This is a genomic window from Streptomyces sp. NPDC058240, from assembly GCF_042882135.1.
GTDB lineage: Bacteria > Actinomycetota > Actinomycetes > Streptomycetales > Streptomycetaceae > Streptomyces.
In genome coordinates this window covers 1-21,400 of the sequence record NZ_JBHVWT010000072.1, presented here as the reverse complement: position 1 = coordinate 21,400, position 21,400 = coordinate 1, and the positions used below count along the sequence as shown (strand labels likewise).

The window sequence follows — 21,400 nt, the reverse complement described above, 5'->3', positions numbered from 1 at the left end:
AAGACGGTCCCGCACCCGTATCGCCAGGCTCCCCTTCGGGAACGCCGCCCGCGCCACCACCACGGTCTGCTCCGGGATCTCCGGCAGCCCCACCGGCCGCATCGACATCCGTACCGCCTCCACGGCCGCACGACAGAGAAGCGACCTCAGGAACGATCAACACGGACCCGACCTCACCCCCGCAGCGAATTGCGCAGCAGAGTCAACAGGCCCACTCAAAGCCCGGTTCGCGGCGACGACCTGGGGCCAGCACATGAGCATCCTGTCCTTGTTCTACCGGTGGGCCATCGACGAGGGGCACGCGACGGCCGAGCCGTTCACCTACCGGGCCGCGCGGGCCCTGTTCGCCGGGACCGGCCGGGAGGTGAAGGTGAACCTGGCGGTCCGCCGCACGCCGAAGCCGCACGTGACCGTCAAGTACCTGGAGCCGGACTTCACCGAGCTGTTCCGCAAGGGCCTGCGGGGACTGGCCCCCGACGGCTCGCAGGACACCGGCTTCCACGGCCGGGAGATGACCCGCAATGCGGCCGTCGGGGACCTCGCCCTGGCCACCGGGCTGCGGCTGCAGGAGTTCACCTACCTGCTGCCATGGGAGATCCCCGCGCTGCCGCCCGAGCCGACCGCGGTGCCGATCCCGTTCCCGGTGCCGGCCGGGATCACCAAGGGCAAGAAGTTCCGCACCACCTGGGTCTCCTACGAGGCCCTCGCCACGGTGCACGACTACGTGGAGCTGGACCGGGCCGCCACCGCAGAGGGCACACGGTGGCGGCCGCCGCGACGGTGGGGCGAGCCGTTGATGGTGACCGAGCCCGACGAGAGGGGCGGGCTGATCAACGGCGTCCGGCGGCCCTGGGCATCACTGATCCCGGCCGAACGCCGCAGGCTGGTCGCCCCGGAGGGCGGTTCGTGCCTGCTGGCGGTGAAGAACGGTGGCGGCCCGTTCACCGCGTGGGCAACGGTCTTCGAGCGGACCTCGGACCGGATCCGGGCCAGGTTCGAACCGCGATTCCCGCACGTCTGGCCCCATCGATGTCGCCACACCTTCTCGATGAGGACCCTGGAATACCTGGTCACCGGGCACTACCGGCAGGCCGCGAAACTCGTACGGGACACCGATGCCGACGCCGCCCTGGTCTTCTACCTCAGCAAGGGCGACCCGCTGCTGGTGCTCCGTGATTTGTTAGGACATACCACCGTCCTCACCACGGAAAAGTATCTCAACCCTCGGGAATTGCATCAGGTGGGCGAGAAGCCGCTGGTCGCGTGGTCACGGCGAGAAGTGGAAGGACTCCGCAGCCTCTACGAATTGGCAGCCTGAGCAGGGGTGTTGCCGAGACGATCCCTTCTGATGCATGATCTGCTCTCCAGAAGGGATGGTCTGGAGTGGTGCATCAGCGCAAGGTGGCTCTGGCCGGGTCGGCTCACATAGAGCTCGTCTCCGGCGTGGTCCAGTTGCGTCCGGAGGACGCGATGTTCGACGCGATGCTGCGGGGGTGGCGAGCTCAGCAGAAGTCGCGAGGGCTGAAGAACGAGACGATCGACCCGAGGGAACGGCTGATCCGCAGGTTCCTTGAGTTTGCGAACGAGTACCCGTGGCAGTGGACGCCGGCCCATCTGGACGAATGGTCGGCCTCGCTGACCAGCGAGAAGCATCTAGCGCCGTCCACGATCCGTAGCTACCAGGGCGCTGTTCGGCTGTTCACCGAGCTCCTCATCGACGCCCGATACGGCTGGGGCCCGGCATGCGAAGAAGCCTTCGGCGCCTTCCCGGTGGCGATCTGCCATGAGTGGAACACCCTCCCTCACCTGCAAGATTACGAAGGTGACCCGGAGGCACGGCCGTTTACCAGGGAAGAGCTGCAGCGCTTCCTCGACTACGCGGACGACCAGGTTGTCCGCGCCGTGAAGTCCAAGCGCAAGGGAGCCCTCGCCGCCTACCGGGACGCCACACTTTTCAAGGTCATCTACGGGTGGGGGCTTCGCCGGACCGAGACGTCCAAGCTCGATGTGGTCGACTTCGGACGCAATCCGCAGGCCCGGCAGTTCGGCCGCTACGGCACGCTCAACGTCCGCTTCGGCAAGGCGAAGAAGGGTCAGCCGCCGCGGCGGCGGAACGTGCTGTCGGTGATGGACTGGGCCGTCGAGGCAGTCGCCGACTATCTCGAGAACGTCCGGCCGCGCTTCGGATTCCCGGATCACCCGGCGCTGTGGATCACCGAGCGTGGGGGCCGTCTTCAGCCCGGCTCCATCAACGACCGGTTCGAGGCATACCGCGATGCCCTAAAGCTCTCAAAGGACCTAACTCCCCACTCAATCCGACATTCTTACGTGACGCATCTGACCGAGGACGGGGTCGACCGCCGGTTCATCCAGCAGCAGGTCGGTCATGAGTGCGACAGCTCCCTGGCTATCTACACGCACGTCAGCGACGACTTCATGAACACTTCCCTGCACAAGGCACTGGCTCCGGCGTTCGCCGGGGCCTGACAGGAGGGATCCGGCGATGGCCGCCAAGCTCGACTACCACTGGCATCTGCGCAAGGTCATGGCGGACCGCGGGATGTTCTCCACCACTGACCTAATCCCTCCGCTCGCCGAACGCAGCATCAGCCTGTCGTCGAGCCAGGTCTACCGGCTCGTCGTCGAGCGACCGGAGCGACTGAGTCTGAAGATCCTCATGGCTCTGCTCGACATCCTTGACTGCACGATGGACGACCTCATCGAGCCCATCGCGGCGGCCGGGGCCGTGAAGAAGCCGAAGAAGGCGGCCGTCGGCGGCGGAACGGCATCCAGTTCGGAGGGACTTGGTGGTCTGCGGCCAAAGCGGGCCCGGATCAGGGGTGTTGACCGGTCATGACCCCCGCTGTCCATCTCGACCGCGCCGTCGCGGACCCGATCGGTCTGATCACCGACCTCGTCGCCGACGTCGAGAAGGAACTCGGCGCTGAGACCGTCCGGACTGTGGTCGCCGCGGTCGCGGGCGGCCGCGCGAAGTCACGGCGCCTGGCGGAAGCCCTGGCGATGCGGCCCGCCGTCCTGACCGACGGCCGGTCCCCGGCACCCCGGGCCATCGGCGATCTACTCATCGAGCTCCGCAAGGCCGGCGCCTCGGCGATCTCGCCGCCGGTCTGTGTCGAGTGCGGCAAGAAACTGCGAACCCTCCAGCGGCAGGGCCAGGACTGGTACTGCTCGGTCTGCGGACAGGAGACCACCGAGTGCACCGCCTGCGGCAACGTTCGACGCGTCGGCTTCCGGGACCGCAAGGGCCTGCCGCGTTGCAAGATGTGTCCCGACCACGACGACCGCGATCCCGTCACGGTCGTCCACGAACTGATCACCGCGATCGCCCCGGACGCCGACCGCGACGTGATCGCCGAAGCCCTCCGTCGCACGGCACCCCAGCGGGCCGCCTATCGACAGCGGCTGGTCTGGGCCCTGGAGGAGAACCCTCGTCTGCTGACCGGGGAGGGCTATCTGGCGCCGCATCGCGCCATCCTGCGGTTCATCGACTTGCTGCAGGAGGCAGGCGTCGCCGGGATCGTCCGGCCGGCCTGTCCTCGCTGCCACCGGGTGGTCCGCATCGACAAACCGCTCGACGGGCAGCGGGTCTGCCGCAACTGCATCGCCAAGTCCCGCATCGAAGAATGCGTACGCTGTGGTGCCCGGCGCGAACCGGCCATCCGCGACGCCCAGGGACGGCCGCTGTGTCCGAACTGCCTGGTCACCGACCCCGCGAACATCGAGATCTGCATCGGCTGCGGCAGACGTCGACGAGTACAGAACCGCACCGCCGAAGGCCCCCTCTGCCCACCTGTTGCCCCCTGCCGGTCCTGGTCTGCTCAATCTGCGGACGCACCGCGCCTTGCACCCACTCCCGTCTGACTGGCCTGCCCCGCTGCGGCGGCTGCGACAGACGCCCGGCTCACTGCACCGTCTGCGGGCGACTCCGCGGCATCCACTCCGGCACCGCCGACGCCCCCATCTGCGGCCCCTGCACCAAACCGGACGCCGAGCTCTGGCGCCCCTGTCCCACCTGCGGACAAGCTGAACGGCTGCGAGCCTCCGGTCCGTGCCCGCGCTGCACTCTCAAGCAGCGGCTCCACGAGCTCCTCGTCGATGGCACCGGCGCCATACCTCCGAAGCTGCAGCACCTCCACGACGCCCTGGCCAGCACCGAACGGGCCAGCACCGCGATGCGCTGGCTCTCCAAGGGCATCGTCTCCACCGTCCTGTCCGATCTCGGCTCCGGCCGCCGACCCCTCACCCACGAAGCCCTGGACAAGCTCCCGGAAGGCAAGGTCGTCGAACACATCCGCAGCGTCCTCGTGGCCACCGGAGCCCTGCCGAAACGGGACGAGCAGATGGTCCGCCTAGAACGACACGTGAAGGACCTCGTCACCTCCCATGCGACGGCTGAGGGACGGAAAATCCTGCACCGGTACGCGACTTGGCACCTCCTGCGTCGGCTTCGCCGTCGCAGCCGTGGCAAGGAGATCACGCACAGCCAGCTCACGGTCGCCCGGCAACATCTGCGGGCGGCCGTCTATCTCCTGAACTGGCTGGAGGACCAGAACCTGACCCTTGCAACCTGCCGACAGACCGACATCGAACGCTGGATGACCAGCGACGACGTCCGTCTTCGCCTGGAGGCAGGCCACTTCGTGCGCTGGGCCCTCTCCCAGAAGATCGCCCGCGATCTCAGCTTCCCGGCCGTGAGATGGAACGGCCCCTCCCAGGCGATGGACGTCGAGGCCCGCTGGGACACCGCCCGTCGCCTGCTGCACGACGACACCCTCAAGTCGGAAGACCGCCTCGCCGGCCTGCTGTTGCTTCTCTATGCCCAGTGGCCCGCGGCGATCTCCCGGCTCACCGTCGACCACATCGATGAGACGGACGGAGCGGTCCGTATCCGCCTCGGCGCCGTCCCGGTCGAGCTTCCCGCACCCGTCGCTGAACTGGCCCTCCAACAGGTCGAGGTTCGCCGCAGCCATGCCGTCCTCGGCCGGACAGACTCGCCCTGGCTCTTCCCCGGAGGCCAGCCCGGCCGCCCGATCAGTGCCTGGGCCATGGGCGAACGGCTCCGCAGACTCGGCATCAAGCTCGCGGAGACCCGCTCGACCGCGCTGTTCCAGCTCGCCGCCGAGCTGCCCGCCGCGGTCCTCGCCCGGACCCTCGGCATCGACATCACCGTCGCCGTCAAATGGCAGCGGGCCGCCGCCGGAGACTGGGGCGCCTACGCAGCCGAGATCAGCCGCCGAAAGAAGGACTGATGAAAGCTTCCATAGCGATCGCGCAATTTCCCATCACCTGGGACATCGAGCGAAATCTCGCGGCCATCACCTCGCTCCTGGCAAACGTCCAGCCAGACGAGATCGTCGTACTCCCCGAAGGCGCCCTGTCCGGATACGGCACCGACCTCTCAGCCCTCGAACGTCTCCAGCCCCTGGCCCTCGTGCACGCCATGGACTGCCTCGCAGAGCTAGCTCAGCGCAGAGCCATCCACCTGTTCTGCGGCACGTTGCTATTCGAACACGGTGCTTGGAGCAATGCCGCCCTCTACTTCTCCCCGGATGGCACCCGCTGGACTTACCGGAAGATCAACCTGGCGATGAACGAGCGAGGCCGACTCGATGCCGGCTCTGAGCTCGCGACACTCCCGATCCGTCTGGCGAGCGGGCTTGTCACGCTCGGCGTCCAGATTTGCCGGGAGATCCGCTTCCCCGAGCAATGGCAGCATCTGGCCGACTGCGGAGCACAGGCTTTCATCTACCTCACCCATGCGGCCAACCCCTCCGAGCCTGCGGGGGTCTGGCGGAGCCACCTCATCAGCCGCGCAGCCGAGAACCAACGGTTCGTGCTGGCAGCCAACGTGGCGGATCCTCGCCAGCACTGCCCCAGCATGGTCATCTCACCGAGAGGAGAGGTCCTCGCGGAGGTGCCCTCCGGCCAGACCACCGTAATCAGAACCATGATCGACCTCGACGAGTCGGCCAATTGGTACCTCGGCCAGCGCCGACGGGACCTACTGAAGTCGAGCTATCAAGCGCGGACAAACAGATAGCAACTGGACGGTTGGAGAACCCCTGCGGCCAGGCATTCCGAGAGTTCCAATACCCGACTCCACCATTACGGCGCCTGGACACCACACGCATCTTCCGAGAGGCATACGAGGGGGCGGGCGCCGCGGCCGGTCTGACCGACGACGCGGGTGCCGAGAGGGAAGCCTCCGCGGAGTTCACCGACGACATCGAGGACGGGGCTGCCTGATGCCGACCATGCTGATCGACCAACCTCTGGGAATCACCTGCGTGTTCAGCGATGGAAGCCGTGCGGCGTTCTCGCTGGACGGCTTGCCGAACCCGTTGCTGGCCCGCCAGCTGGCCACCGGCCTGGTGGATCTGATCCACCCGCACGGCACCGCGGATTCCGCCGGCACCGTCAACCATTACGCCCAGGCGATCCGGGGCATGGTGCGGACCCTGGCCGCACAGGGCTTCACCGGCGGCCTTGACCAGCTCAGACGGGGCAGGCTGGCCGAGTACCTGATGGGATGCTCGGGCGGCCGGGAGGCGTGCACCCGCGCGATGGTCGAGGCGTTCGGTCAGGCCGGCGGCCCGCTGGCGGACGGCGTGCTGGAGCTCGCGGCCGGACGGAACTTCAACGTTCAGCCGAACCACCACGCTCTGCCGCCCTACTCGGAGACCGAGTGGCAGCGGCTGGGCGACCTCTGCCGACGGCTCGTCGAGGAGTCGTACGCGGCCCACCGGCAGGCCCTGACCGCTCTCGCTCACGGACAGCATCCCGCCGAGGGCGGATGGACTCCTCAGAACCTTCGCTGGCTGCTGGCCACCGTCGGACCGGTGAGCATCTCCGAGTTCGGCCGCAACCTCGGCATCTCGGCCGCTCTGGTCCACCGCCGCGGCGGCTTCCATGACGCGACGCAGGCCCTGTTCCCGCACCTGGAAGTGCTCATCGCCTACCGGCTGTTGTTCGGCGTCTACTCCGGCATCGTGCCGGACGGCATCGAGGACCTGGTCACGGAGGACGTCGACTGGGCCGGGGACTCCACGATCCTGCTCTCCTACGTCAAGGGCCGCACCGCCGCCGAGAGCCTGAATCTGCCGCGCAGGGCCGTGCGCCTGCTGGAGCAGTGGCTGGCTCACTCCACACTGCTGCGGAGCTTCGTTCCGCCGGACGAGGGCCGCAAGCTGTGGTTGGGCCTGAGCCGGGCTGGCAGTGACCGCCGGGTGAGGCAGCTCGACCGCGTCGCCATCCAGCGGTGGGTCCAGCGGCACCAGCTGGTCGGGGACGACGGGCAGCCCCTGAAGATCCACCGGTCTCGGATCCGCACCACGCACGAGGCGATGCGGGACAAGAGCACGTGGACCGGCAGCGGCCGGGCAACCATCGACCCGAACCACACCCCCGCCGTCGAAGGCGACCACTATCTGACGGCCGCGACACCCGCCCAGCACCGCGCGGTTGAGGCAGTGATCGAAGACGCCCAGCACGACCTGCTCCGCAGGTCTCATCCACCGACGGTGATCACCGAAGAGGAGGCCGCCGCCTTGGCCGAGGGCTATCCGCAACTGGTAGCGGACCTCGAGCTGGACGACGAGGTGATCGCCGAACTCGTCGGCGGACAGCGGGATGTGTTCACTGCTGCCTGCGGCGATCAGCTGTCCGGACTGCATGGCCCGAAGGGCAAGCCCTGTCCCGCCCGCCCTTGGGTCTGCGTGTTGTGTCCCCTGGCGGTGTTCGCACCACGGCACGCAGTCAGCCTGCTGCGGCTGAAGGCGTTCTTCTCCCGGCAGTGGCAGCAGATGCCCGCTGCCCACTTCATGGCGGTCTTCGGCCCCTATGCCACCCGCATCCAGCAGGTCCTGGACCGCTTCGATCCGGCCGTGGTCACCTCGGCGGCCGCCCACGTCACCGACCGAGATGACGAACTTCCCCTGCGGCCCGAGGAGATGACCGCATGAGCACCGCTCTCGCTCCCGCATTCGACGGACGCTCTGCCGTCTTTGCAGGCGCCGATATCTGCGACGAGGCCGGCCTGACGCTGCCCGGCGATGCCGCTCGCCCCGCGTTCGAGGAGGACATCTGGGACTTCACCCACGTCATCGGGCTGCCGACCCAGCTGAGCCCCTCGCTGAGGCGCTTCGACTTCACCCTGATCACTGACTCGCGTTGGCGACTGGTGGCCAAGGAACTGGTCCTGGCGATGCTGGCACCACGCCATCGGTCGGTCGTCCCATTGCCCCGCGCCTTCCGCAACCCGCTCCACGTCACCAGTTGCCGCGGTCGTCTCGACGAACTCGTCCGATTCTTCAACTGGCTGAGCGAACGGTCGACCAGCAGCCTGCAGCAGATCACCACCCGGGACTGCGAGGCGTACCTGGCTCACCGCCGCTACGTGCTCGACGAGGACGGAGCCGTGATCGGCGAGAACAGCCACGCGACCAGGAGATCCGCCGCCCAGGTCGTCGTCGACCTGGTGAACTACCGCGACCTGTTCACCGCTGACCGCGTCCCCGCCGAACTGCGGCCCTGGGGCGGTGCCACCGCCTCCGCCGTCGCCGAGAGGAGAACAAGACCCAATCGGTCGCGGACGAGATCATGCAGCCGATGCTCGCGGCCGCCCTCTACCTGATGTCCACACTGGGCCCGCGCGCCGTCGACCTGGCCCACAAGATCGGCGAATCCGACCTTCACTCGGCACGACGAGCACAAGGACTCCGGCGCGTCGGCCTCAAGAACCGCGTCCCGGTCCGGGAGCTCAGTGAAATCCTCGCCGAGTACACGCGAACGTGCACAGCCCTGCCCATGCTGGACGACCATTACATCTCGAAGCGGCTCGCCCAGGGCTGGGCCGAGGACGACCCCCTTCTCCCGGTGGCCATGGGCACCCTCGCCCGCCGGGCCGGGCTGAGCCAGTTCTGCCATCCGTGGCTGCCCACCATGAGGCCGGCACTGGAAGACGCCCTTGCACAGGTCGGCGTGGAGAGACCGTTCGGCCGCGATGCCGACCCGGTCCCCGCGGCCGACGGAACAACGTCACTGCCCTGGACCCTGCCGCTGTCCCGGCTCCAGGCCGTCGCCCTGGTCGGCATCGTCCGCACCGCCGCGATCATCACCGCTGCCGCCATCTCCGGCATGCGCGCGAGTGAGCTGATGGAAATGCGCATCGGCTGCCGACAACCGCCCGAAGAGTCCGGCCCGGGCCTGACCCGCTACCGGATCGCCAGCAAGATCGTCAAAGGGCAGCCGCTGGGCGGCACCGACGACGAGTGGGTCGTCATCGAGCCGGTCTATCGAGCGATCGAACTCCTCGAGCAACTGCACGACACCCCGGCAGAAGGAGCCCTGCTGATCGGCAGGTTCTCCTTCAACGTCCGCTTCAAATGGTTCAAGAACTGGGTCAACTCCGAGGCCGGCCGACGACTTGGCCTGGCGCCGATCCCCGAGGGCCCCGTCAATTTGCGGATGCTGCGGCGCACTTTGTCCCTGGAAATGGCCTACCGGCCCGGCGGCGTCCTGGCCACCAAGATCCACATGAAACATATCGCCGTGGCCACAACGCAAGGCTATGCCTCGCGCCCCGGCGGGGCCCAGGCCGAGCTGTTGGCCGAGGTCAACAAGCATGAGAGCGAGCGCAATCTGCAACTGGTACTGGAGGAGTTCCGAAACTACCAGGAGGGCGTTCTGCCCGCTGGTCCCGGCGCCCGCAGCCTCACCGAGTTCTTCGCCGGCATCGACGCCCAGCTCGATGCGGCCTCGGCCGCGGCCCCGAAAACCCAGCGCAACGACCGCGACGTCCTCAACCTCCTGACCAAACGCGCCAAGGTCCTGCACCTCGGACCGGCGAACTACTGCTGGTTCACCGACCCTTCCCGGGCACTCTGCCTCAAACTCGCGGGCACCCCCACCGCGGACCGTCCGCTGATCGGGATGTGTGACTCCGCCCGCTGCCCGCAGGCCACCCACCACCCCGGTCACCGGCCCGTCTGGGCCGAGCACGCCGACAGAACAAAGATCTTCATCGGCCAACTCGGCACCACCCGCAAGACCGAACGCACCCGACTCCAGGCTGACTACGACCGGGCCCTCCGGGTCGTCGCCGAGATCGACGCTGCCAGTGCCGCCATGGACAAGGAGTCCTCATGAGAATCTCCGCAGCCCAGCGCACCGAGAACGAGAACCGCATCCGGGCCGCCATGGACCGGCTCCTGCGCGGAGAGATCCCGCCCGGCGGAAAATGCGACATCAAGACCCTCGCCCGCGAAGCGGGCGTCGACCGCACAGCGTTCTACGGCACCCGCCCCTACGCTCACCTCCGCACCGAGTTCGAGCGACGACTTCACGCCCTGCAGCAGGCCGGAGACATTCCCGACCCCCGCGAAGCCCAGATCACCCGTCTCAAGGCGGAGAACGCCAAGCTCAGGGAACGGCTGACCCAGTCGGAGCAGACGATCATCAAGCTCACGGACTTCCGCACCCAGGCCCTGGACCGGCTCGCCGCACAGCACGAGGAGATCGTCCGGCTACGCCAGGCCGCCGCCGGAACAAGCCGAGTCAGCCGCCTCCCAGCACCGCGAACCACCGTGATCGGGACCTGCAGTTGAGGCGGGCGCGGCCAGTGGTTCCGTCAGCCGCTGTTGCGAAAGACGAGCAGATAGCGCCAGAAGAGGAGCCTGCGGATGCTGCATCCAGGCAGCAGGACCGCGGCCTCCCGACGGATCTGCAGCAGGGGAACGGTCGGCTGCTTCACCGGCGCTTTCACTCGTTCTCGACCAGTCGCAGCGACGCCCGGGCGAAGCTTGTCCTTCAAGGCGACGATCAGCCTGGCGCCGGCGTTGACGGGCACGGCCGCCAGGCTCCAAGCCCAGTCGAGCCGGGTCTTCTCCGGATAGCAGCCCAAGATCACGAGGACGCCGCCGGGCGCGAGTGCGTCACGCAGTGCGGCGACGGTGTCGAACGGCATGTGATGGATGCTGGCGAGGCACGAGATGAAGTCGTAGTGCGCCTTGGGCAGTTCGATTTCGGTGACGTTCGCGTGCTGGAAGCGTGGGCTCCGGTCACCGGCTATCCGTCCCGACAGCGCGCGGGCCTCCGCGATGGCCTCCTCCGACGGGTCGATCGCATCGACCTCTATGCCCAGGTGAGCGAGCCGACGAGCGAACCGGCCGGTCCCACAGCCGACGTCCAGGGCCGCACCGCAATTCCGCGGCACCTGGCGCAACAGCAGACGGTGATAGTGGTCGTTGTGATCAAAGGGCATGGTCCGACCCTGCCACACCGGACGCGCACGGCCCGGCGCTTCCACCATCAAGACACCGGCAGTGAGCTGCGTCACACCGACAGGGCTGGAATACAACACGCGCCGCTGTCACCGTCGCGAACGGGGATCGGTCTCCGGTTCTCCCTGGACGGCCTGCGGATCCAGGGCGCCTGGTGGTACCCCGATCCCGGCCAGGTGGACATGTTCCGCAAAGCCGTGGCCTCCGAGGGGAGCGGCCGCGAACTGTCCGCCATCGTCGAGGACGTGCGGAAGAAGGGCTACGACATCTCCGGGGACGTGATGAAACGCCCCCCGCGTGGCTATCCGGCGGACCACTCCCGTACGAACCTGCTGCGCCATCGTTCGCTGATCGCAGCCCGTCCGCTCGGCTGCGAGGAGTGGCTGCACACCCCCGAGGCGGTCGACCGGGTCCTCTCGGCCGCCGCCGACCTGGATGCCCTGCTGATGTGGCTGGTCTGCCACGTGAAGCGCGCCGCCTGACATCACGAGGGCACCGCGCGGCACGGGAGGAACCACACCCGTGCCGCCGTCAGCGAGGCGGCGGGGCGAGAGGCCGAGAGTTCTCGAAGTGTCTGGGCTCCCTCGCCCGCATGTGCTCGCAGAGGTGTGCCTGGGCGGGGAAGTCCACCCCCGTCGCAGCGGTGACCGCGGGGAAGAACGCGCGGGCGAGCTCTGATTGTGGCGTGGTGGTCCAGCGGTACCCGTCACAGTCGCGCAGGGCCAGGCGCACCATGCGGGAGCCGTACCCGTGGCGTTGCCACGGGCCGGTGACCCGGATTTTCGCGATGAGGCCGATACGGCACTCGTCGCAGACTTGCCAGGTCAGGCGGGCGAAGTCGTACCCGTCCGGCTGACGGACGTAGATGCTCTGGAACCCTGCAGGCGTTGAGGGCGGCTGGTAGCTCCAGTCCTCCGTGTCCGGGTCCACCACCCATCCCGTCTGGGCAGACAGTGGTGGTGCAGCCGGCGCTGCGGTGTCCCGTCCGTGGAAGGCATCAGTCAGGCGGGACCACAGAGACCGGGGCCGGGTCGTATTCGTCGAATCCACTGGTCAGCCCTTGCCGTAGAGCGGCGGGAGCGCGTGCAGGGCGGCGGGTAGGTCGGTGATGCCTTGCTGGAGGTACCAGGCGCGTGCCCAGCGCAGGACGACGCCGCGCCGCAGACGCCACTGATCGCAGCACTGGGACAGGCCGTCGTCACAGAAGTCCTCCCGGAGCGCGCCGAGAGTCTTGTCCTCGTCGGAGAGGAAGGAGATTCCGCACTCGTACGGGTTGCCGAGGCCGAGGGCGTTGGCAAGGATCACGGCGGCCGCGTTGCTGGTGCCGGTGCCGTTGTAGCTCCAGCCGAACCCACCGCCCGTGCTGTCGAGGCTGCCCGTGAGCTCGGCATCGAGTACACCTACCGGGTCCAGCAGGCCGGGCAGGATGCCTGGGCGAAGATCCGCGCCCATCAGGGCGGCGCCGCCGCATGAACCTGACGGTCGTCCTGGACCACACCGCTCTGACCGCTCTGTACCGTGCGGATCCCTTCTTCACCGGCCTGCACATCGAAGCCTCGCGCGGCAGCGGCCGCGTCATCATCCCGTCACTGTCGGTCCTTGCTGCGGAGCGGCAGGTCACGGGTGCGGGCTGGCGCGCGGCGTCCCTGCGGTTCGCGGAGAGCGTTCCGTTCACCGCGGCCCACGCGGTGGACTGGAGAGCCGTGCACTGGCCGGTGGCGCACGCGGCTGCGATCGCCTGGCACGCGGTGAAGGCGGGGGAACCGCTCACGGTCCTGTCGCTGGAACCCGAGCTGTACGCGGGTACCGGCATTACTCCGCTGAATCCCGTCTGACCCCCTACCTGGGCGAGGCGCTGCTGGTTCAGTCCAGACGGTCGTATGCGCCCGGCTCCCAATTACAGACAGGCGGTCGGGAAGGCGCCACACCTGGGCGCGGGTGCGGAGGCCACCCGTCACGCCGGCCGGCACCGGTACCTTGGCGCTACTGGGTGAGAAGGGCGCTTACGGTCTTGCCGCCGGCCGGCGGGTCACCGCGGTGGCGCGGGCGAGGCGGTTGACCATGGGCCAGCCAAAGCCTCCAGTGCCACCGTTCAGGTCGGGGGTGCGCATGCGCGGGGCCTGCGGACTGCGGTCATGTACGGCGACCTCGATGCTGTTCGGGTGCGCGGTCAGATCCAGGGTGCAGGTGCCGCCGCCGTGGCGCAGGGCATTGGTGACGAGCTCCGAGACGACCAGGACCACGGTGTCGGCAGCCTCGGCTGCGATCGCCGGCTGTACGAGACCTTCGAGGAAATCCCGGGTGCTCTCGCGTGCGCCGGCGACGGATGTCGCAGAGCGGACGGTTGCGACGTTGACGCTCATCGTGTCCATCAGGTCACCCTGGTCTCTGGATCGTCAATGCCCGGTCCTGTCTGCCCTGGCGCTTCTGCCCCGGCCTGCGGCGAGTTAGCCGCACGAAGCCCCGGCTGTGGAGCGTGTCCGGCCGATCATCCACGTAGTCAGACGGGGAGGCTGCGGTGTTCGCGGCGTCGAGGCTGGCGTAACGGCGCTGGTCGGAGCGGGTGTCCCTGGCTGGAGTGGGGCCGCCGCGTGCCCCTTCAGCGGTCGAGGTCGACTATCTCTCTGCCTGGCGCACGGAAATCTATGTCAGCTGGAGTAGACATTGGGTGGTGGTGTGGTTATGGTTTCTCTCGTAGCCGAGATCGAGCAAGGCCCGGCAGAGACGAACTGCCGGGCAGCAGTACACGCAGTTGCAGTTCGCAGGACGGTGCGGTGGTGGAGTTCCGAAGCCAGGGTTGTTGCAGGACGGCGACGGGACTGACGACCGGACCGGGTGGCCCGTAGTGATCAGGGGCCACCATGAGCAGTACCGCAGTTCACGCAGTAGCAGTTCGGTAAGTGCAGTTTGCAGTACCAGCAGTGAGGTTGTCAGTGGTTCCTCGGTAAAGGCGTCGGCTGCGGGCGCGCGTGCCGGGAGGTTCGGCAGTGGGGTTCTAAGCCAGAGCAGATGCAGGACGGGCGACGGGGCTGGCTGCCGAAGAGTGGCGCTGTTTGCGGCCACCAGCAGTTCGCAGTACCAGCAGTACGCAGTTCCCGTTTGGTAAGTAGTTCATCCAGAGGGAAGAACGGAGGAGTTGAGCGCCATCAGGATCGCCCGGGCGGAAACCTTGAGCCCGGGTACCGCAGGACATCGATAGTGAGGTGGTCTCCGGTCAAGCAACCGCGATCCCCGCACCCCCGACAGTGTTCAGGTCGGGTCTGCGGAAACAGAAGGCCGGCGCAGTACCAGGGTCGGCAGATGGTGTAGCAGTTCCTTCGGGGCCCTGGTGCCACATGGCACCAGGGCCCCTCCACGTGTTCCACAGAGAGGTGCAATGACAGCAGACGACTCGTTTGGCCGTCTCGATGACGACGACTACCCCGCCTACACCATGGGCCGGGCCGCCGAGATGCTCGGCACCACCCAGGGCTTCCTTCGCGCCATCGGCGAGGCCCGCCTGATCACCCCGCTCCGCTCCGGGGGCGGCCACCGCCGCTACTCCCGCTACCAGCTGCGCATCGCCGCCCGCGCCCGGGAACTCGTCGACCAGGGCACCGCCATCGAGGCCGCCTGCCGCATCGTCATCCTCGAAGACCAGCTCGAAGAAGCCCAGCGCATCAACGCCGAATACCGCCGCGCCGCCGAATGAGAGAACCCAACGACCGCGGACTGAGGTGGTGGTGCCCGCCGGGTACCGGCGGGTCCCGCACACACATGTCGGGGGTGTGGCGCATGGCTCGTTTCCTCTGGTGACAGGGTGTGGGGACGTGTAGCGTCTGCGTAAGCTTTCATGGTTCGGAAGTTCCCCTTCGCCCACGTCTTCGGCGTGGGCGTTTTGCTGTGCTGTGCCGCAGGAACCAGGGCGATCACCTCCGCCTTCCGCGCGTTGTGGGAGGCGTTCACCGGCTGGAAGGCATGAGAGATGGCTACGGGAACTGTGAAGTGGTTCAACGCGGAGAAGGGCTTCGGCTTCATCGCCCAGGACGGCAGCGGCCCGGACGTGTTCGCCCACTACTCCGCGATCAACTCCTCGGGCTTCCGTGAGCTCCAGGAAGGCCAGGCCGTGACGTTCGACGTCGCCCAGGGCCAGAAGGGCCCCCAGGCCGAGAACATCAACCCCGCCTGACTTTCCCGCCCGCGCTTGGAGCGTACGGCTACCCCCGGGCGGGCCCTGCTGTCCGACTGGTTCACCCGAACAGCGGGCGTCGGCCTTCAGGCGACGGTGGCGGGATCTGGGGCGCACGTGATCAGGGCCGCGCAGCAACAGCTGCGCGGCCCTGATCTGTGTCGAGACCGGCGTACGGGCCGATGGGGCCGACGTCGGGCAGGACGGGTGCCACCGGAGTAGTTGTGCCCTCCGAGCCGTGAACAGCGACCGCTCTTCCTGAAATGCTGCGCTCCGGGTGGATCAATATCTATGACCGCGAGGTGAGGGTTTAACGCGCCATGCGGGGAGTGTTTTTACCGCAACGAACAGAGTGGAATTATTTAACGTACACAGGCCGCTACCGCATGCTACTGTCGATCTCAGTTGCAGTCTTGGTTCCCAAAACTTCAAGCGCCTTCGTCGGTATTTTTCAGCCGCTGGAAGCGTTTTTATATTTCCGGTCATTTTCCGGGCGGGGCATCATCGCGGCGACCCGGTATCCGTGCATTACGGGTCCCGGCGTACTGCCCCAAGGGAGATATGACATGGCGTCTGGCACCATGAAGTGGTTCAACGCAGCCAAGGGTTTCGGCTTCATCGAGCAGGACGGTGGCGGCGCTGACGTGTTCGCCCACTTCTCGAACATCGCCGCCCAGGGCTTTCGTGAGCTGCTCGAAGGCCAAAAGGTCACCTTCGACATCGCGCCGGGCCAGAAGGGCCCGACGGCCGAGACCATCGTTCCCGCCTGACGTTGACGCGCACTTCGTAGCTGGGGCCCGCATCCCTCGGGGTGCGGGCCCCAGCTACGGGCATTTCCCACAGAGGTTTCACCTGTGGGACAACCACCGCCCGCAGACCCTTCTCCAGGGATGCGGCCTCTTCAAAGCTGCACCCGTCAGTCCTGGATTTCACGTCCGCATGACGTCACCTATTTCATTGCCTGCACCCGCACCGGATTCACTGCAGGTCAGATTCACTTTCGCATTCCATTCGGCCCGTTCTCGTGATTCCCCGCGCTGCTCTTCCGCTGCGGGAATTCCTTGATACGTGCCGTATCAAGGAAGGTTCTGAATGAACCCCACACGTACGAACGACCGCTCCTCCCGCACCCGCAGCCGTACCGGCGGCCCCGCTTTCGGCTCCGGCTCCGGTTCGGGCCGGGGCAGCCGCTTCGGCTCGCCCGCCCTGAACCGTTCTGGGGGTCCGAGCCGCTCGGGCGGCCACGGCCGGCGGCCCGCAGCGGTGCAGGGCGAGTTCGCCCTGCCGAAGACGATCACTCCCGCGCTGCCCGCCGTCGAGGCGTTCGCCGACCTCGACATGCCCGAGCGGCTGCTGGCCACGCTGACCGCGCAAGGCGTGAGCGTCCCGTTCCCGATCCAGGGCGCGACCCTGCCCAACACCCTCACGGGCCGCGACGTCCTCGGTCGCGGGCGCACCGGCTCCGGCAAGACCCTCGCCTTCGGCCTGGCCGTGCTGGCCCGCACCGCCGGACAGCGCGCCGAGCCCCGCCAGCCGCTGGCCCTGGTCCTCGTGCCGACGCGTGAGCTGGCGCAGCAGGTGACCGACGCGCTCACCCCCTACGCCCGCTCGGTGAAGCTGCGCCTGGCCACCGTCGTCGGCGGAATGCCGATCGGCAGGCAGGCCAGTGCCCTGCGTGGTGGCGCCGAGGTCGTCGTCGCGACGCCGGGGCGCCTCAAGGACCTCATCGACCGCGGTGACTGCCGGCTGAACCAGGTCACGATCACCGTCCTGGACGAGGCCGACCAGATGGCCGACATGGGCTTCATGCCCCAGGTCACCGCGCTCCTGGACCAGGTCCGCCCCGAGGGCCAGCGGATGCTGTTCTCCGCCACCCTCGACCGCAACGTCGACCTCCTGGTCCGCCGCTACCTCACCGACCCGGTCGTCCACTCCGTCGACCCGTCCGCAGGTGCGGTCACCACGATGGAGCATCACGTGCTGCACGTCCACGGCGCCGACAAGCACCGGACGACGACGGAGATCGCGGCGCGCGAGGGCCGGGTGATCATGTTTCTGGACACCAAGCACGCCGTCGACCGGCTGACGCAGGACCTGCTGAACAGCGGTGTCCGGGCCGCAGCCCTGCATGGTGGGAAGTCGCAGCCGCAGCGCACCCGGACCCTGGCCCAGTTCAAGACCGGGCACGTCACCGTGCTCGTCGCGACGAACGTCGCGGCGCGCGGCATCCATGTCGACAACCTCGACCTCGTTGTCAACGTCGACCCGCCGACCGACCACAAGGACTACCTCCACCGCGGCGGCCGTACCGCGCGGGCCGGCGAGTCCGGCAGCGTCGTCACCCTGGTCACCCCCAACCAGCGCCGCGACATGACCCGCCTCATGTCGGCCGCCGGCATCGTGCCCCGGACCACCCAGGTCCGCTCCGGCGAGGAGGCACTCAGCCGGATCACCGGCGCCCAGACCCCCTCCGGTATCCCCGTGACGATCACCGCGCCGGCGGCCGAGCGGCGTAAGCGCGGCACGGCCTCCCGCGGTCGACGCAGCCCCGCTTCGGCTGCCCGGCGCGTGATCGTGCGGCAGTCCTCCTTTGATGCGGCGGCCTAGAACCTTCGTGATCAGGAAGCTGACCCATCTCTGCAGGAGGCACGTTTTGACGCTGGTTCAGATGCAGCCCCGCTCGACGAGTGCCACCCCCGTGCACAGGACGGTGGCCGACGCCATGGACACGGCCGGACCACAGGTCTGTGACGACATGACCGTCGAGGTGGCCCTGTCCGTCATGGCCAGTGCCCGCGCCGGGCACCTGCTCGTCTGCGACAACGACGGCCTGTGCACCGGACTGGTCACCCAGGCCCAGCTCGCCGCGGTCCGTGACAGCTCCGCGTACACGGACCGGGTCCAGCTGCGCGACATCCGCGGCGACCGTGGGCCGTTCACCTCGCCCGTGACCACGATGGCCGAAGCCGAGCACGCGATGCGCTACCGCCGGCTCGATGCCCTGCCTGTCGTCGACGAACAAGGCAGCGCTCTGGGCGTCCTCGCCCTTGCCCGCTGAACCGCCTCACCGCGGCAGAACCATCCCCTTCATTTTTCTCCTGTGAGGCATCATGCGCTGTGTCATTGCCCGTTTCCCGTTCGACCTCACCAGGAGCGGCGTCCTGGAATCCATGAAGGGCGTCAAGCCCGAGCAGGTCATCGGCGAGTCCGTGATCATCGGCCGCCGCACCTACCCCGTCAAGCAGGTCGGGCAGGTCATCACAGGTCAGGACCGCCGCGATTTCAGCGCCGACGAAGTCCTCCGGGCCATGACCCAGCTCGGCTTCACCTGCCCCGGCCTTCCCCAGACCACCGCGCCCACGCGCGTCCTCAGCCCGTTCCAACAGGCTTCCGCGATGCTCGGCGCCCCTGCGGCCGTCTGACCGACGGGCAGGCGCGAGCCGCCACCAGAACAGTGGTGAGGGTCCGACCGGGATGCGCCGGTCGGACCCTCACCGCGTACCGACGGGATTCTCAGCGCGCAGGGGCGGGGTCAGTGATCGGAGTAGCTGAAGTCGCCCATAGTCCAGGCACTGACGTCCTCGATCGCCACGCGGTACATCCCGCCCGTCTCCGGGATCCCCACCGTGCCCTGCAGAATCCGCGCCACATGGAAATGCAGATGCGTGGGCGGCCCCTCCTCGCGCGTCGTAGCGGTGAAGACGGCGGAGAAATCGCTCAGGAGGGCCGAGTCCGCCAGGACCTCCGACACCCGCTGCCTCCAGACGGCTTCGCGAGCCAGCCGACCCGTGATGACTGCACCACCGGTGACCACGGTCAGAGACATCTGATTGCTGTGCCCGGACTCCACCAGGGTGGCGACGTCAACGAGCAGTTCGTCAGGCTTCGACATGAGAGACGATTCTAATCACCGGCCATCCGGTCGGCTTGAGCAGTGGTGCGACATGGAAAATGCAAGATCGAACTGCGCAGACGAGGACGCCGCGGACCGCTGCGTTCCTTCTTCGCCCGGCTAGTACTCCAGCAGGATTTTGCAGTCTGACCTGCGAGTTCCGCTGGGCGGCTGGAGTGTAGCGGGCTGTGGAGTGGTCAGGGGCGGCTTCACGGTGGCCGCCCCTCGATCGTGCGACAATGCCGCACGCAATGACAGCGGGTGGGAAAGCTTCCCACGTGATCACCGAGCATGTTGCCGAGCAGTGGGACCTTGAACTGGACGACCTCTTCGTGACCATCGGTCATCGCTTCAGCCGTGTGGAACTTCGCCGCCGCATGCGTGACTACGTGCGCGGGCTGCTCGCCCCGGTGGCCCGGAAGAACAGCTGGCAGCTGGCTGAGCAGGCAGGCCACGCCACCCCCGACGGTCTGCAGCATCTGCTTGCCGGCGCGAAGTGGGAGCCCGACGACATCCGCGATGAACTGCAGGAATACGTCGCCCACAAGCTTGGCGAGGACGACGGAGTCCTCATCATCGACGACACCGGGTTCATCAAGAAGGGCACCACCTCCGCCGGGGTCCAGCGCCAATACTCCGGGACCGCAGGTCGCACCGAGAACTGCCAGATCGGCGTCTTCGCCGCCTATGCCACCGCCCGCGGCCGGGCCTTGGTCGACCGCGAGCTGTATGTCCCCAAGTCCTGGGCCGAGGACCGCGAACGCTGTCGCGCAGCCAAGGTCCCCGACGATCGGGAGTTCGCCACCAAGGGCGATCTGGCCCGGTACATGGTGCTGCGCGCCCTCGGCTCGCCGCTGCCCATCACCTGGGTCACCGCGGATTCCGCCTGCGGACAGGAGAGCCGCTTCCGCCGGCTGCTGGAGCAGTCGGGCGTCGGCTACGTGCTGGCCGTGCCCAAGTCCCAGTTCACCGTGGGTTGTCCCCGCATCGAGGGCCTGTTCGCGCAGGCCCCGGACGAGGCGTGGGAGAAGATCTCATGCGGCAACGGCGCGAAGGGACCGCGCGTCTACCACTGGGCGGCGGTGCGACTGCCGGCCGTCGCCGAGTTCGACTACCAGGGCGAGGTCCCTCACCGGATGCGGTGGGCGCTGGCCCGTCGCAGCATCCGCAAGCCCGACGAGATCGCCTACTACCTCGCCTACGCCTCTTTGGAGACCACCGCCCAGGAACTGGTGCGAATCGCCGGGACGCGGTGGGCGATCGAGGAGTGTTTCCAGGCCGCGAAGAACGAGTGTGGCCTGGACCAGTACGAAGTCCGCCGTTACCCGGGTTGGTACCGGCACATCACCCTGGCGATGCTCGCGCACGCCTTCCTGGCAGCCACGGCACACCAGGCCCGGGAAAAGGGGGCAGAACGGGTGAGGCAGTCGGGACCATCGAGCTCACAGTGGCGGAGATTCGGCGACTCCTGGCAGCTTGTCGGCCCCGGCCCCCGCACCTGCACGGACGTCGAGGCCGACACCACGCGGTGAGCTGGTCGAAATGGAGCCGACGACGCCAGGCAGTCGCCCGCCACTGTCATTACGTGCGGCGTTGTCGCACGATCGAGGGGCGGCCACCGTGAAGCCGCCCCTGACCACTCCACAGCCCGCTACACTCCAGTCCACAGCCCGCTACACTCCAGCCGCCCAGCGAAACTCGCAGGTCAGACTGCCAAATCCTGCTGGAGTACTAGCAGTGGTCACCTGCCATCAAGTTCGGTTGGGTCCGCGCCTGCGAACCACCGGGAAGGGCAGTCCTTGTCGGCGGGCCAGAGACTCTGCTGCGTAATTCGTCAGGCGGAGAGTTGGTAGCTGAGTCGTTCGAGCCTGCTGTGGCGGGCGCGGTCGAGGGGGCCGGTGGTCCAGTGGGCGTCGAGTCGGATCATGTTGAGTGCGGTGGCGGGGAAGGCGTGTTGGAGGCGGACTTTCGGCAGGCCGCGGTAGCGGGCCCGGCGGATGCCGGTGATGTCGAGGGCCTGGTTGATGGTGCCCTCGACGC

At 67.8% G+C, this 21,400-nt stretch carries 24 protein-coding genes and 1 pseudogene; 19 read left to right on the top strand and 6 right to left on the bottom strand.

Annotated elements, in window-relative coordinates; genetic code table 11:
* The first annotated feature begins 253 nt into the window (after positions 1-253).
* The 10 genes from ACFVX4_RS39125 to ACFVX4_RS39080 all read left to right on the top strand — a co-directional run bounded on the left by ACFVX4_RS39125 (position 254) and on the right by ACFVX4_RS39080 (position 10,625).
* Positions 254-1,318, top strand: a complete 1,065-nt coding sequence (locus ACFVX4_RS39125) for a site-specific integrase (RefSeq protein ID WP_389987428.1) — start codon at positions 254-256, stop codon at positions 1,316-1,318.
* 65 nt (positions 1,319-1,383) lie between these two features.
* A complete protein-coding gene (locus ACFVX4_RS39120) occupies positions 1,384-2,487 on the top strand; it encodes a tyrosine-type recombinase/integrase (RefSeq protein WP_389987425.1) in 1,104 nt (367 codons plus the stop codon).
* Between the two features lie 16 nt (positions 2,488-2,503).
* On the top strand, positions 2,504-2,857 hold the full coding sequence (locus ACFVX4_RS39115; protein WP_376426489.1) for a helix-turn-helix domain-containing protein: 354 nt from the start codon (positions 2,504-2,506) through the stop codon (positions 2,855-2,857).
* Positions 2,854-3,882: a hypothetical protein gene (locus ACFVX4_RS39110; RefSeq protein WP_389987422.1), complete on the top strand. Its 1,029-nt coding sequence runs from the start codon at positions 2,854-2,856 to the stop codon at positions 3,880-3,882. The genes ACFVX4_RS39115 and ACFVX4_RS39110 overlap by 4 nt, the downstream gene beginning before the upstream one ends.
* A 311-nt stretch (positions 3,883-4,193) precedes the next feature.
* Entirely contained in the window at positions 4,194-5,270 is a 1,077-nt protein-coding gene (locus ACFVX4_RS39105) for a hypothetical protein (RefSeq protein WP_389987419.1), read from the top strand.
* Positions 5,270-6,061: a carbon-nitrogen hydrolase family protein gene (locus ACFVX4_RS39100; protein WP_389987416.1), complete on the top strand. Its 792-nt coding sequence runs from the start codon at positions 5,270-5,272 to the stop codon at positions 6,059-6,061. Before ACFVX4_RS39105 ends, ACFVX4_RS39100 begins: the two co-directional genes overlap by 1 nt.
* A gap of 205 nt (positions 6,062-6,266) precedes the next feature.
* Entirely contained in the window at positions 6,267-7,982 is a 1,716-nt protein-coding gene (locus ACFVX4_RS39095) for a hypothetical protein (RefSeq protein WP_389987413.1), read from the top strand.
* On the top strand, positions 7,979-8,653 hold the full coding sequence (locus tag ACFVX4_RS39090) for a hypothetical protein (protein ID WP_389987411.1): 675 nt from the start codon (positions 7,979-7,981) through the stop codon (positions 8,651-8,653). The genes ACFVX4_RS39095 and ACFVX4_RS39090 overlap by 4 nt, the downstream gene beginning before the upstream one ends.
* Positions 8,620-10,167, top strand: a complete 1,548-nt coding sequence (locus ACFVX4_RS39085) for a site-specific integrase (protein ID WP_389987409.1) — start codon at positions 8,620-8,622, stop codon at positions 10,165-10,167. The genes ACFVX4_RS39090 and ACFVX4_RS39085 overlap by 34 nt, the downstream gene beginning before the upstream one ends.
* Positions 10,164-10,625: a hypothetical protein gene (locus ACFVX4_RS39080; RefSeq protein ID WP_389987406.1), complete on the top strand. Its 462-nt coding sequence runs from the start codon at positions 10,164-10,166 to the stop codon at positions 10,623-10,625. Before ACFVX4_RS39085 ends, ACFVX4_RS39080 begins: the two co-directional genes overlap by 4 nt.
* Before the next feature lie 23 nt (positions 10,626-10,648).
* Here the strand turns inward: ACFVX4_RS39080 and ACFVX4_RS39075 are convergent, their stop codons facing one another.
* The gene (locus tag ACFVX4_RS39075; RefSeq protein WP_389987404.1) at positions 10,649-11,281 is read right to left on the bottom strand and encodes a class I SAM-dependent methyltransferase; all 633 of its coding nucleotides are present in this window, start codon (positions 11,279-11,281) and stop codon (positions 10,649-10,651) included.
* On the opposite strand from ACFVX4_RS39075, the gene ACFVX4_RS39070 reads away from it, so the two are divergent.
* Positions 11,162-11,782, top strand: coding sequence for a DUF2461 family protein (locus ACFVX4_RS39070; RefSeq protein WP_389987401.1), 621 nt, complete (start codon positions 11,162-11,164; stop codon positions 11,780-11,782). The two genes, ACFVX4_RS39075 and ACFVX4_RS39070, sit on opposite strands and share 120 nt — an antisense overlap.
* Positions 11,783-11,831: 49 nt before the next feature.
* On the opposite strand, the gene ACFVX4_RS39065 is transcribed toward ACFVX4_RS39070, so the two are convergent.
* Both ACFVX4_RS39065 and ACFVX4_RS39060 read right to left on the bottom strand, forming a co-directional pair.
* Positions 11,832-12,230, bottom strand: coding sequence for a hypothetical protein (locus ACFVX4_RS39065; protein WP_389987398.1), 399 nt, complete (start codon positions 12,228-12,230; stop codon positions 11,832-11,834).
* Between the two features lie 123 nt (positions 12,231-12,353).
* Positions 12,354-12,752, bottom strand: a complete 399-nt coding sequence (locus ACFVX4_RS39060) for a hypothetical protein (RefSeq protein WP_389987395.1) — start codon at positions 12,750-12,752, stop codon at positions 12,354-12,356.
* A 17-nt stretch (positions 12,753-12,769) separates the two neighbouring features.
* Here ACFVX4_RS39060 and ACFVX4_RS39055 point away from each other — a divergent pair, with 17 nt between their 5' ends.
* Complete coding sequence (locus ACFVX4_RS39055) at positions 12,770-13,135, top strand: hypothetical protein (protein WP_389987392.1); 366 nt, start codon at positions 12,770-12,772, stop codon at positions 13,133-13,135.
* Between the two features lie 148 nt (positions 13,136-13,283).
* Here the strand turns inward: ACFVX4_RS39055 and ACFVX4_RS39050 are convergent.
* A pseudogene (locus ACFVX4_RS39050) lies at positions 13,284-13,672 on the bottom strand (ATP-binding protein).
* Between the two features lie 1,004 nt (positions 13,673-14,676).
* On the opposite strand from ACFVX4_RS39050, the gene ACFVX4_RS39045 reads away from it, so the two are divergent.
* The 6 genes from ACFVX4_RS39045 (at position 14,677) to ACFVX4_RS39020 (ending at position 18,890) form a co-directional block, all read left to right on the top strand.
* Positions 14,677-14,991 carry a MerR family transcriptional regulator gene (locus ACFVX4_RS39045; protein WP_389987389.1) on the top strand — a complete coding sequence of 105 codons (315 nt, stop codon included), beginning with the start codon at positions 14,677-14,679 and terminating at the stop codon, positions 14,989-14,991.
* Between the two features lie 273 nt (positions 14,992-15,264).
* The gene (locus tag ACFVX4_RS39040; protein WP_389987386.1) at positions 15,265-15,468 is read left to right on the top strand and encodes a cold-shock protein; all 204 of its coding nucleotides are present in this window, start codon (positions 15,265-15,267) and stop codon (positions 15,466-15,468) included.
* A 566-nt stretch (positions 15,469-16,034) separates the two neighbouring features.
* Positions 16,035-16,238 carry a cold-shock protein gene (locus ACFVX4_RS39035; protein ID WP_389987383.1) on the top strand — a complete coding sequence of 68 codons (204 nt, stop codon included), beginning with the start codon at positions 16,035-16,037 and terminating at the stop codon, positions 16,236-16,238.
* Positions 16,239-16,560: 322 nt separating this feature from the next.
* A complete protein-coding gene (locus ACFVX4_RS39030) occupies positions 16,561-18,075 on the top strand; it encodes a DEAD/DEAH box helicase (RefSeq protein ID WP_389987380.1) in 1,515 nt (504 codons plus the stop codon).
* A gap of 46 nt (positions 18,076-18,121) precedes the next feature.
* Positions 18,122-18,526: a CBS domain-containing protein gene (locus ACFVX4_RS39025; protein ID WP_389987377.1), complete on the top strand. Its 405-nt coding sequence runs from the start codon at positions 18,122-18,124 to the stop codon at positions 18,524-18,526.
* Positions 18,527-18,578: 52 nt separating this feature from the next.
* Positions 18,579-18,890: an SCO5918 family protein gene (locus tag ACFVX4_RS39020; RefSeq protein WP_389987374.1), complete on the top strand. Its 312-nt coding sequence runs from the start codon at positions 18,579-18,581 to the stop codon at positions 18,888-18,890.
* A gap of 110 nt (positions 18,891-19,000) precedes the next feature.
* On the opposite strand, the gene ACFVX4_RS39015 is transcribed toward ACFVX4_RS39020, so the two are convergent.
* Positions 19,001-19,360: a hypothetical protein gene (locus ACFVX4_RS39015; RefSeq protein WP_389987371.1), complete on the bottom strand. Its 360-nt coding sequence runs from the start codon at positions 19,358-19,360 to the stop codon at positions 19,001-19,003.
* 278 nt (positions 19,361-19,638) lie between these two features.
* On the opposite strand from ACFVX4_RS39015, the gene ACFVX4_RS39010 reads away from it, so the two are divergent.
* A complete protein-coding gene (locus ACFVX4_RS39010; RefSeq protein WP_389987368.1) occupies positions 19,639-20,892 on the top strand; it encodes an IS701 family transposase in 1,254 nt (417 codons plus the stop codon).
* A gap of 302 nt (positions 20,893-21,194) precedes the next feature.
* Here ACFVX4_RS39010 and ACFVX4_RS39005 read toward each other — a convergent pair.
* The coding region (locus ACFVX4_RS39005; RefSeq protein ID WP_389987365.1) for a transposase at positions 21,195-21,400 on the bottom strand (206 nt) is incomplete at its 5' end.

Coding starts and splice junctions, on each gene's coding strand:
- ACFVX4_RS39125 (WP_389987428.1), top strand. CDS start 254: ATGAGCATCCTGTCCTTGTTCTACCGGTGGGCCATCGACGAGGGGCAC.
- ACFVX4_RS39115 (WP_376426489.1), top strand. CDS start 2,504: ATGGCCGCCAAGCTCGACTACCACTGGCATCTGCGCAAGGTCATGGCG.
- ACFVX4_RS39110 (WP_389987422.1), top strand. CDS start 2,854: ATGACCCCCGCTGTCCATCTCGACCGCGCCGTCGCGGACCCGATCGGT.
- ACFVX4_RS39105 (WP_389987419.1), top strand. CDS start 4,194: ATGCGCTGGCTCTCCAAGGGCATCGTCTCCACCGTCCTGTCCGATCTC.
- ACFVX4_RS39100 (WP_389987416.1), top strand. CDS start 5,270: ATGAAAGCTTCCATAGCGATCGCGCAATTTCCCATCACCTGGGACATC.
- ACFVX4_RS39095 (WP_389987413.1), top strand. CDS start 6,267: ATGCCGACCATGCTGATCGACCAACCTCTGGGAATCACCTGCGTGTTC.
- ACFVX4_RS39090 (WP_389987411.1), top strand. CDS start 7,979: ATGAGCACCGCTCTCGCTCCCGCATTCGACGGACGCTCTGCCGTCTTT.
- ACFVX4_RS39085 (WP_389987409.1), top strand. CDS start 8,620: ATGCAGCCGATGCTCGCGGCCGCCCTCTACCTGATGTCCACACTGGGC.
- ACFVX4_RS39080 (WP_389987406.1), top strand. CDS start 10,164: ATGAGAATCTCCGCAGCCCAGCGCACCGAGAACGAGAACCGCATCCGG.
- ACFVX4_RS39075 (WP_389987404.1), bottom strand. CDS start 11,281: ATGCCCTTTGATCACAACGACCACTATCACCGTCTGCTGTTGCGCCAG.
- ACFVX4_RS39060 (WP_389987395.1), bottom strand. CDS start 12,752: ATGGGCGCGGATCTTCGCCCAGGCATCCTGCCCGGCCTGCTGGACCCG.
- ACFVX4_RS39055 (WP_389987392.1), top strand. CDS start 12,770: ATGAACCTGACGGTCGTCCTGGACCACACCGCTCTGACCGCTCTGTAC.
- ACFVX4_RS39045 (WP_389987389.1), top strand. CDS start 14,677: ATGACAGCAGACGACTCGTTTGGCCGTCTCGATGACGACGACTACCCC.
- ACFVX4_RS39040 (WP_389987386.1), top strand. CDS start 15,265: ATGGCTACGGGAACTGTGAAGTGGTTCAACGCGGAGAAGGGCTTCGGC.
- ACFVX4_RS39035 (WP_389987383.1), top strand. CDS start 16,035: ATGGCGTCTGGCACCATGAAGTGGTTCAACGCAGCCAAGGGTTTCGGC.
- ACFVX4_RS39030 (WP_389987380.1), top strand. CDS start 16,561: ATGAACCCCACACGTACGAACGACCGCTCCTCCCGCACCCGCAGCCGT.
- ACFVX4_RS39020 (WP_389987374.1), top strand. CDS start 18,579: ATGCGCTGTGTCATTGCCCGTTTCCCGTTCGACCTCACCAGGAGCGGC.
- ACFVX4_RS39015 (WP_389987371.1), bottom strand. CDS start 19,360: ATGTCGAAGCCTGACGAACTGCTCGTTGACGTCGCCACCCTGGTGGAG.